Annotated in this window: 10 protein-coding genes; all 10 read left to right on the top strand. The window is 61.4% G+C overall.

Features of this window, described 5'->3' with window-relative positions:
* Positions 1–822, top strand: an 822-nt coding sequence (gene tgt, locus Q0K09_RS09455; RefSeq protein WP_294475655.1) for a tRNA guanosine(34) transglycosylase Tgt, incomplete at its 5' end; no start/stop codon positions are given.
* A 118-nt stretch (positions 823–940) separates the two neighbouring features.
* Entirely contained in the window at positions 941–1213 is a 273-nt protein-coding gene (yajC, locus tag Q0K09_RS09450) for a preprotein translocase subunit YajC (protein ID WP_294475657.1), read from the top strand.
* Between the two features lie 68 nt (positions 1214–1281).
* Entirely contained in the window at positions 1282–1698 is a 417-nt protein-coding gene (locus Q0K09_RS09445; RefSeq protein WP_294475653.1) for a TIGR04086 family membrane protein, read from the top strand.
* Between the two features lie 135 nt (positions 1699–1833).
* The gene (locus Q0K09_RS09440) at positions 1834–2229 is read left to right on the top strand and encodes a metal-dependent transcriptional regulator (protein WP_294475651.1); all 396 of its coding nucleotides are present in this window, start codon (positions 1834–1836) and stop codon (positions 2227–2229) included.
* 400 nt (positions 2230–2629) lie between these two features.
* Positions 2630–4015, top strand: coding sequence for a hypothetical protein (locus Q0K09_RS09435; protein WP_294475649.1), 1386 nt, complete (start codon positions 2630–2632; stop codon positions 4013–4015).
* A 49-nt stretch (positions 4016–4064) separates the two neighbouring features.
* Positions 4065–4754, top strand: coding sequence for a response regulator transcription factor (locus tag Q0K09_RS09430; protein ID WP_294475647.1), 690 nt, complete (start codon positions 4065–4067; stop codon positions 4752–4754).
* Positions 4755–5451: 697 nt separating this feature from the next.
* Complete coding sequence (locus Q0K09_RS09425) at positions 5452–5709, top strand: helix-turn-helix transcriptional regulator (protein ID WP_294475646.1); 258 nt, start codon at positions 5452–5454, stop codon at positions 5707–5709.
* 34 nt (positions 5710–5743) lie between these two features.
* Positions 5744–7153 carry a HAMP domain-containing sensor histidine kinase gene (locus Q0K09_RS09420; RefSeq protein WP_294475644.1) on the top strand — a complete coding sequence of 470 codons (1410 nt, stop codon included), beginning with the start codon at positions 5744–5746 and terminating at the stop codon, positions 7151–7153.
* Between the two features lie 192 nt (positions 7154–7345).
* Entirely contained in the window at positions 7346–8329 is a 984-nt protein-coding gene (locus Q0K09_RS09415; protein WP_294475641.1) for a DUF1385 domain-containing protein, read from the top strand.
* A 49-nt stretch (positions 8330–8378) separates the two neighbouring features.
* The gene (gene prmC / locus Q0K09_RS09410) at positions 8379–9242 is read left to right on the top strand and encodes a peptide chain release factor N(5)-glutamine methyltransferase (RefSeq protein ID WP_294475639.1); all 864 of its coding nucleotides are present in this window, start codon (positions 8379–8381) and stop codon (positions 9240–9242) included.
* Positions 9243–9314: the final 72 nt, after the last annotated feature.

The following is a 9314-nucleotide window of genomic DNA, read 5'->3' as shown; positions in this document are numbered from 1 at the left end:
ATCACCGAGGAGGGGGTCACCTTCGCCTCCCACATCGACGGGCGGCGCATTTTTATGGGGCCGGAGGAGTCCATGCGCATTCAGTCCAACTTGGGCAGCGACATCGCCATGGCCTTTGATGAGTGTGTGGAGAACCCCGCCGCCTATGCATATGTCAAGCCCTCCTGTGAACGGACCCTCCGGTGGCTGGAGCGATGCAGGGCTGAGCACGACCGGCTCAACGCCCTTCCGGATGCGGTGAACCCCAGGCAGATGCTCTTCGGCATCAACCAGGGGGGGACCTACGCCGACCTGCGGGTGTGGCACATGAAGGAGATCGCCAGGTTGGACTGCGACGGCTACGCCATCGGCGGTCTGGCGGTGGGGGAGCCCACCCAGACCATGTACGACATCATCGAGGCGGTGGAGCCCTGGATGCCGGCGGACAAGCCCCGCTATCTCATGGGGGTGGGGACGCCCTCCAACATCATCGAGGGGGTGGCCCGGGGGGTGGACTTCTTCGACTGCGTCATGCCCGCCCGGAACGCCCGCCACGCCAAGCTCTTTACCTGGGAGGGCTCCCTGAACATCAAAAACGAGAAGTATAAGCTGGACGCCCGGCCCATCGACCCCGGCTGCGGCTGTCCGGCCTGCCGCTCCTTCTCCCGGGCCTACCTCCGCCACCTCTTTGTGGCAGGGGAGATGCTGGCCATGCGCCTGGCGGTGCTCCACAATCTCTGGTTTTACAATGAGCTGACCCGGCGCATCCGGGAGGCCCTGGACAGCGGTTCCTTCGCCGCCTTCCGGGAGGAATACAGCGTTAAGCTGGAGCAGAGACTGTAATTTTGATAAAAGGCTTGTCAAAACCGGCGCGTGCCTGTATAATAGATTCACTGTCCAGCGCGGGCTGGAAAAGGGCCCCCTGGAATTCATCGTTTGGAGGTAATGTTGTTTGGAGCTGATGTCCTACGTAGGTATGGTATTGGCCATGCTGGTGATCTTCTATTTCCTGCTGCTCCGGCCGGAAAGCAAGAAGAAAAAGGCGCTGGAGAAAATGCGCAGCGAGCTGGCGGTGGGGGACCAGGTCACCACCATCGGCGGCATCATCGGCACGATCTGCGCCGTGAAGGACGAGAGCATCGTCATCGAGACCAGCGCCGACCGGGTCCGGGTGGAGTTTGCCAAGTGGGCCATCACCACTAGGGGCGCTCAGACCGTGGAAGCCCAGAAGTAATCCAATAGCATGACAAGCACCCTCCCCGCATAGGCTTTTCCAGAAGCTGTTGTGAGGAGGGTGTTGTTATGCACAAAACAGAGGAGGACCAGGGGGCCAAGCTGGTGCGTGTCATCACCGGCGTCCTGTTGGGCGGCGTTCTGGCGCTGGGCGTGTGCCTGGTATTTTTGTTCCTCTGCGCGGTGGGGGTCTCCGGCGGGCAGCTGTCCGAGGACCTGATGGACCGCATGGCCATTGTGGGCTGTGTGCTGGGGGGCTTTGCCGGGGGCCTCTTCGCGGTGCGCCGCTGCGGCTCCGCCTCTCTTTTGGCGGGGTTAGCCGCCGGAGCCGTTTTGTTTCTGCTGCTGCTCACCATTGGGCTCCTGCTGTTCGAGGAAATGTCTGTGGAGTATGGGGGACTGGGCCTGTTGTCCGGGGCCCTCTGCGGCGGAGCTGCCGCCGGACTGCTGGGGGCCCGGCCCAAAAAGAAAAAGCGGAGAAGGTGAGGACCCCCAGAACATATGGAATTTGACCTTGTATCTTCTGGGGGATCATGTTACAATATTGTCTGCTGAATCAACCGCAAAGCGGCTGATTCGCGCGGTATGGACGTACAAAGTCGGCAATTTGGAGGGAGTCCCTTGAAGATACAGGAGTCGGCGGAGGACTATCTGGAGGCTATCTTGATGATCCAGGAGAAAAAGGGAACGGTGCGCTCCATTGATGTGGTCCACCAGCTCAACGTTTCCAAGCCCAGCGTCAGCCGGGCCATGAGCCTTCTGCGGGAAAACGGCTATGTGGTGATGGATAGGGACGGTCTGCTTACGCTCACCGGAGCGGGGATGGAGATCGCCTCCCGCATCTTCGAGCGGCACCGGCTCCTGACGGAGTGGCTCACCGAGCTGGGGGTGGACCCGGAGGTGGCGGCGGAAGACGCCTGCCGCATGGAGCACGACATCAGTGAGGAGACCTTCTCCAGGCTGAAGGAGTACATCGCACAGGCAGGAAAGCCGGTCGGCCAGAGGGCTGAGGATTGAGCACAGACCGCGCCGCCGGACAGGGCAGAAGCTCCGTCCGGCGGCGCGTTTTTGGGCGTTCCTAGGGCTTGTTTGAAACATGTCAACATGCCCAATCAGCGGGTCTTTTGTCCCCTGGACGGCGCAATTTTTCCTTGAAATCCGCCAGGATTCCTGCGAAAAAATTGCTTGCCAGAGGCCCAAAATCCCTCGCTGCTGGACACATCGCCAATTTTCTAACAAGCCCTACAGGGGTTTACGGCTTCTGCCTGGCTGCTCCTTCCGGCGGGCCGGCTCCCTTGCGGCAGGGCAGATTGCCCGGGTTTCACAGGCCATGGAGAGAAAATTCAAAAATCCCCATACCCAAGCGCCGCAAGATATGGTATGATAAAAGGAAAGAACGCGGCAGGGAGGCGGCAGTATGAGACATGGAAAGGAAATTCAGGCACTGGCGCTGGCCGCTCTGCTCCTGCTGCTGGGCGGGTGCGCCTTCAGCTCCCCGGAGGAGCTGTACGCGGTGCCCCGGGCGTCGGAGGACTATCAAAACCTCCAGGAACAGATCGACCAGGTCCGTGGGGCCGGGGCTGAGTACGCCGGCCCCCTCCAGGGGACCAACACCCAGCCCGTCCAGCTCATGGACCTGGACGGGGACGGCATTCAGGAGGCGGTGGCCTTCTTCCGTACCACGGCGGCCGACGGATCCCCGCCGCTGAAAATTTACATCTACCGCCAGACCGGCCAGGGTGACTATGCGCTCTGGAATATCATCCAGGGGGACGGCACTGCCATCAACTCCATCTCCTACGAGGACCTGGACGGGTACACCGACGCCCAGGGCCGGACTGACAAGGAGCTGGTGGTGAGCTGGCGGCTGAGCGACAAGGTCTACCAGCTCATGGCCTACTCGGTCCGATCACCGGAGGCGGAGCGGCTGATGAATCCCATCTCCTACACCGACTACACCCTGTGGGACATGGACAAGGACAACCAGCGGGAGATTGTGGTATTGAACCTGAACACGGTGGACGGCATCGGCCAGGCGGACTACTACGACTACCGGGACGGCCAGATGGTCCTCCAGAGCTCAGCCCCCCTGTCCAACGCCATCACCGGACTGGTCAGCGATTCCAGGCCCCGGACCGGCTTTCTCAACCACAACGGGATCTCCGAGCCGGCGCTCTTCGTCACCTCCAATCTGACCACCGGCGTCATCACCGATATCTTCGCCTGGGATGGGGATCTGAAGAACATCACCTACAACCCTGTCACCAGCATGAGCGAGGGGACCCTCCGGCTGAGCAACAACATCGCCATTCAGGACATCAACGGGGACGGCTATCTGGAGATCCCCAAACCCACCGCCCTTCCGGACCCTCGTTCCACCGGGAGCGCCGACTTCTGGTCGGTGCAGTGGATTCAGTACAGCCTGGACGGGCAGTCCACTGTGGTCTATACCACCTATTATAACGGGGAGGACGGCTGGTATCTGGTTTTGCCCGAGACGTGGCAGGGGAGAATTGCCCTCTCCCGCCAGGACAATACTGGCAGCGGGGAGCGGGGGGTGCTCTTCTACCCCTATACGGCCGGAGAGACTGAGCGCAACGCCAGGAGCCAGCCCTTCCTGTCCATCTACAAGCTCACCGGGCCCAACCGGGTGGCCCGGGCCCACACCGGGGTGCGGTTTATCCTGCTGGAGGAGGAGGACACCATCTATGCCGCTGAGTTCCACAGCAACAGCGGCTGGGACTGCGGGGTGGACCAAGAGGGGCTGAAAACCCTGTTTCACTTGATTCAGTCGGACTGGTAACCGCCGGTCCCGAACAAAAAGAACTTCTGCCGAGAGGGGCGTGTTTTGCATGAAAAAAGTTCTGGTATTGGAGGACGAGGCCAACATCCGCAGCTTTGTGGTCATCAATCTCAAGCGGGCGGGGTATGAGACCATCGAGGCCGGCACCGGCGAGGAGGCCCTGGCCCAGCTGCGCAGAAACCCGGATATCAAGGTAGCCCTGCTGGACATCATGCTGCCGGACGACATGGACGGCTTTGAGGTCTGCCGCCGCATCCGGGCCAGCAACTCCAAAATCGGCATCATCATGCTCACTGCCCGGACCCAGGAGATGGACAAGGTCACCGGCCTGATGACCGGAGCGGACGACTATGTGACCAAGCCCTTCTCGCCGGCGGAGCTCACGGCCCGGGTGGACGCCCTGTACCGGCGGACCGGGGGGGACGTGGAGGCTGGCAGCGGCGAGATCAGCCAGCCGCCCTTCCTGCTCAACACCCGAAACCGCACGCTGGAGAAGAACGGCCAGCGGGTGAAGCTCACCCAGGTGGAGTACTCCATCATGAAGCTCTTTATGGAGAACCCCGGCAAGGCCCTGTCCCGGGACGAGATTCTGGACACGGTCTGGGGCCGGGATTCCTTCGGAGAGCTGAAGACGGTGGACGTGAACATCCGCCGCCTGCGCATCAAGATCGAAGACGACCCCACGAACCCCACTTATATCAATACCGTGTGGGGCTATGGGTACAAGTGGGGATTCTGAACCGGGCCAACGGGGTCGTCTGGGGCCCCGCAGGGCGGGGTGCGCCGTCAGGCGCGTACAAGCGTTTTGGGCCTTTGGCCCAAAACCTTGGCGCAGGGGCAATTTATTTGCCCCGAGCATGAAAAAAGAGAGGGGTCCCCGCAAAGCGGAGCTTTGTGGGGAATTGACCCCACGAACCCCACTTATATCAATACCGTGTGGGGCTATGGGTACAAGTGGGGATTTTAATCTATAAGAAACTCGCGGGCCAGGCGAAGGCCAAAATGAAAGGCATCTAGGGCTTGTTTGAAACATGTCAACATGCCCAATCAGCGGGTCTTTTGCCCCCTGGACGGCGCAATTTTTCCTTGAAATCCGCCAGGATTCCTGCGAAAAAATTGCTTGCCAGCGGCCCAAAATCCCTCCCTGCCGGACACATCGCCAATTTTCAAACAAGCCCTAGGATTTCTGTCTGGGAAAGCTGACTGTGTGCGAGCCAAGGCTGCTCAGAAAAATCAACACCTAATGCTTGCGCCACCTGGTCATGGAGCGTGGACAAAGGCGTCAGCTTTTCACGGTATTCTTTGGATGGCGGCCGATCTGAGCACAAGACGTAGTTGAGAAAAATTTCCTGTAGAAGTGTTGACACGATAATCACCTCGTTGTTACCTTTCAGGTAGATTATAGTCTGCTGAAAGGTAAATATCAAAGAGCTTTTATGAAAGAGTTGGAGATCTTTGCGAGCAGGGTTCATGCCCTGAGAAAAAAGAGTGGGCTCAGTCAAAAGGAGCTGGGGGAGGTCATAGGACTCTCCCATAAGGCGATTAGTACCATTGAGAGCGGGAGCCGCACCACAACATTGGAAAAGCTGATCGCACTGGCTCAATTTTTCCAGGTCTCAACGGATTATCTGCTGGGACTGCGGGACGGGCCTGGGACAGATTCGGAGGGGCAGGAAGAGAAAGCCGGGGACTGACCCCGCAAGAAGCGGAGAGGGAGGCGGAAAGCAGATGGCAAAGGTAAAAGGAATCCGGCGGCGCTGGATGCTCAACAGCATTTCCGCCGTTCTGCTCATTGTGCTCTTCGCGGTAGCGGCTTTCTCGGCGGCCATGGCGGGCTACTTCTACTCCACCATGGAGACCGGCCTGAAGTCCCGGGTGACGGCGGCCCTGCCCTTTTTCAGCGGGGCCATGTCCCAGAGCGAGTACCTGCAGACCGCCAACGACTATGTCACCACCTTTTCGGACAAGGACAGCATGGAGCTCCAGATCATCAGCTCCTCCGGCGCCATTGACAGCTCCACCAACGATCTGACCATCCCCGGCTCCTACCCCAATACGCCGGACGTCTCCGCCGCCATCGAGCAGCGGGAGCTCACCCCATGGTCCGGCACCGCCCCCGACACCGGGGAGCGGGTGATGTCGGTCTCCGCGCCGGTGATCAGCCGGAACGGCACCCTGGTGGGGGTCATCCGCATCGTCACCTCCCTGAGCCGCTGCGACCTTCAGGTGGTGAAGATCGTGGCCGCGGCCCTGCTGGTGGGGGCGGCCATTGTGCTGATGGTGTATTTCTCCAACCTCTATTTTGTCCGCTCCATCGTGGAGCCCGTCACCGCCGTCACCGACACCGCCAAGCGCATTGCCGGCGGCTCCTACGGCATCCAGATGGAGAAGAAGTATGACGACGAGGTGGGGGACCTCATCGACGCCATCAACGATATGTCCATGAAGATTGACCAGTCGGAGAAGCTGAAATCGGAGTTCATCTCCTCCGTCTCTCACGAGCTGCGGACCCCCCTCACCGCCATCAACGGCTGGGCCGAGACCATCATGAACGGCGAGGTCCGGGATGCCGCCGACGTGAAAAAGGGCATGGGCATCATTGTCTCCGAGGCCCGGAGGCTGACCAACATGGTGGAGGAGCTTCTGGAGTTCTCCCGCATCGAGGACGGCCGCTTCACCCTGTCGGTGGAGCCCATGGACATCAAGGCCGAGCTGGAGGACGCCGTCTACACCTACACCGAGTTCTTCCGCCGGGAGGGCATCACCCTGACCCACACCGACTGCGAGGAGGAGTTCCCGCCCATCCCCGGGGACCCGGAGCGGATGCGTCAGGTCTTCTGCAATCTGCTGGACAACGCCGCCAAGCACGGCGGCTCCGGCAAGCGCATCGACACCGCCATCCGAAGGGAGGAGGACTGCGCGGTCATCACCATCCGGGACTACGGCCCCGGTATCCCGGAGGACGAGCTGCCCCACGTCAAGTATAAGTTCTACAAGGGCAGCTCCAAGGCCCGGGGCTCTGGCATCGGCCTTGCGGTCTGCGAGGAGATTATCAGCCGCCACAACGGCCGCCTGGACATCGGCAACGCCGAGGGCGGCGGCTGCATCGTCACCATCCGCCTGCCCATTGGAACGTAGATTCCGCGCCTCTTGCATTTTCCGGCAGGGTTTGCTATCATGATTCAGAGCTTGCCTGAACCTCGTCAACACGCCCCATCGGCGGGGCTTTCGCCCGCCGGGCAGTTTGCAGGGGCGCAGATAAGCCCTGGCCCGGCCTATTCCGGCCGGCGCAGCTGATTGATTTCATATGTACTAGGAGTATCAAAACGAATGCCTGACAACCAAAACCAAGCCTGGGCCACCCCTTTCCGCACCATGATCGGCGGCCAGGCCCTCATCGAGGGCATCATGATGCTGGGCCCCGATAAAAAGTCCATTGTGGTGCGCCGCCCTGACGGCGGTCTGGAGGTCAAGACAGAAGCGCGGCGGCTCGTCAAGGACCGCCACCCCATGCTGGGCTGGCCTCTGATCCGGGGTGTGGTTAACTTCTGCACGTCCATGTATACCGGCGTTACCGCCCTGATGTACTCGGCGGAGTTCTACCCAGAGGACGGGGAGGAGGACGAGGAGCCCTCCAAATTCGATCGGTGGCTGGACGAAAAGCTGGGCAGCGAGAAGGCCATGGCTTTCTTCACCACCCTGGCGGTCATCATCGGCATGGCCTTCTCTGTGGGGCTCTTTTTTGTGTTGCCCACCCTCCTCTCAGGAGGCGTGATGTACTTCTTCCCCCAGGCGCCCCTCTGGGGCCGAAACCTGGTGGAGGGGGTGGTCCGGGTGGTCATTTTCCTGGGCTACCTCATCCTCTGCTCCAAGACCAAGAGCATCCACCGGGTCTTCTCCTACCACGGGGCGGAGCACAAGACCATTTTCTGCTATGAAAAGGGCCTGGAGCTGACGGTGGAGAATGTGCGGGTCCAGCCTAAGCACCACCCCCGCTGCGGCACCAGCTTTCTCTTTGTGGTCATCGTGGTGTCCATCCTCCTCTCCAGCTTTGTCTTCTCCTTCTGGCAGTTCACCAACCCCTGGCTGCGGACCCTGGTACACCTGGCCCTGCTGCCGGTGGTGGTGGCCCTGACATGGGAGATTAACCGCTATGTGGGCGGTCACGACAGCCTTCTGTGCCGGGCGGTCCGGCGGCCCGGCATGGCCATTCAGCGCTGGACTACCTTCGAGCCGGACGACTCCATGATCGAGGTGGGAATCGCCGCCCTGAAGGAGGTCCTGCCGGAGGAGAAGGGCAAGGACAAGTGGTAAATGCACCGCGGCCCCAACTGCGATCCGAAAGACGAGAGAGGCGATGGTCATGGCGACCACCTATAACAATCTGTATCTGGACACCCGGAAGCGCCTGCGCACACACGGGGTGGAGATGGCCCAGCTGGAGGCCCGGGAGCTGGTGTGTTTTGCCGCCGGCAAGACCCGGGAACAGTTCTTCCGGGACCTGCCCCTCTACGCCTCCAAGGAGGTGGAGGACAGGGTGGCGGAGCTGACGGAGCGCCGTCTGGATGGGGAGCCGGTGGCCTACATCATCGGGGAGTGGGAGTTTTACGGCCTCCCTCTGGACATCTCCCGGGAGGTCATCATCCCCCGCGCCGATACCGAGACCCTGGCGGAGCGGGGCATCCTCCTGGCCAGGGCGGCGGGGGAGGGGGCCCGGGTGCTGGACCTGTGCGCCGGCAGCGGCTGCGTGGGGCTGGCGGTAGCGGCCAACGCCCCCAACTGCCGGGTGGTCCTGGCCGACCTGTCTGAGGGGGCCCTCCGGGTCTGCAAGCAGAACATCCGCCGCAACAACCTCAACGCCCGGGTCACCTGCGTCCAGGCCGACGCTCTGGCCCCGCCGGCGGCCAGCCTGTGGGACTTTGACATCATCGCCTGCAATCCCCCCTACATCCCCCACAAGGAGCTGCCCGGCCTAGACGCCTCTGTCAAGGATTACGAGCCCTGGGGGGCGTTGGACGGGGGCCTGGACGGGCTGGACTTCTACCGGGCCATCTCAGCCAACTGGGGCACCGCCCTGCGGCTGGGGGGAACCCTGATCTTCGAGGTGGGCATGGGCCAGGCCCCAGACGTGGAGCAGATCATGGCTCAGAACGGCTTTGAGAACATCGTCACCCATCAGGACGCCCGGGGCGTCTGGCGGGTGGTAGAAGGGATGGCCAACCACTAGGGCTTGTTTGAAAAATGTCAACATGCCCAACCGGCGGGTCTTTTGCCCCCTGGACGGCGCAATTTTTCCTTG

Source organism: uncultured Intestinimonas sp. (assembly GCF_944387725.1).
GTDB lineage: Bacteria > Bacillota > Clostridia > Oscillospirales > Oscillospiraceae > Intestinimonas.
The sequence above is the reverse complement of the archived record's forward strand: the minus strand, read 5'-3'. Positions and strand labels throughout refer to the sequence as shown.

Coding starts and splice junctions, on each gene's coding strand:
- Q0K09_RS09445 (WP_294475653.1), top strand. CDS start 1,282: ATGCACAAAACAGAGGAGGACCAGGGGGCCAAGCTGGTGCGTGTCATC.
- Q0K09_RS09425 (WP_294475646.1), top strand. CDS start 5,452: ATGAAAGAGTTGGAGATCTTTGCGAGCAGGGTTCATGCCCTGAGAAAA.
- Q0K09_RS09420 (WP_294475644.1), top strand. CDS start 5,744: ATGGCAAAGGTAAAAGGAATCCGGCGGCGCTGGATGCTCAACAGCATT.
- Q0K09_RS09430 (WP_294475647.1), top strand. CDS start 4,065: ATGAAAAAAGTTCTGGTATTGGAGGACGAGGCCAACATCCGCAGCTTT.
- prmC (WP_294475639.1), top strand. CDS start 8,379: ATGGCGACCACCTATAACAATCTGTATCTGGACACCCGGAAGCGCCTG.
- Q0K09_RS09415 (WP_294475641.1), top strand. CDS start 7,346: ATGCCTGACAACCAAAACCAAGCCTGGGCCACCCCTTTCCGCACCATG.
- yajC (WP_294475657.1), top strand. CDS start 941: ATGTCCTACGTAGGTATGGTATTGGCCATGCTGGTGATCTTCTATTTC.
- Q0K09_RS09435 (WP_294475649.1), top strand. CDS start 2,630: ATGAGACATGGAAAGGAAATTCAGGCACTGGCGCTGGCCGCTCTGCTC.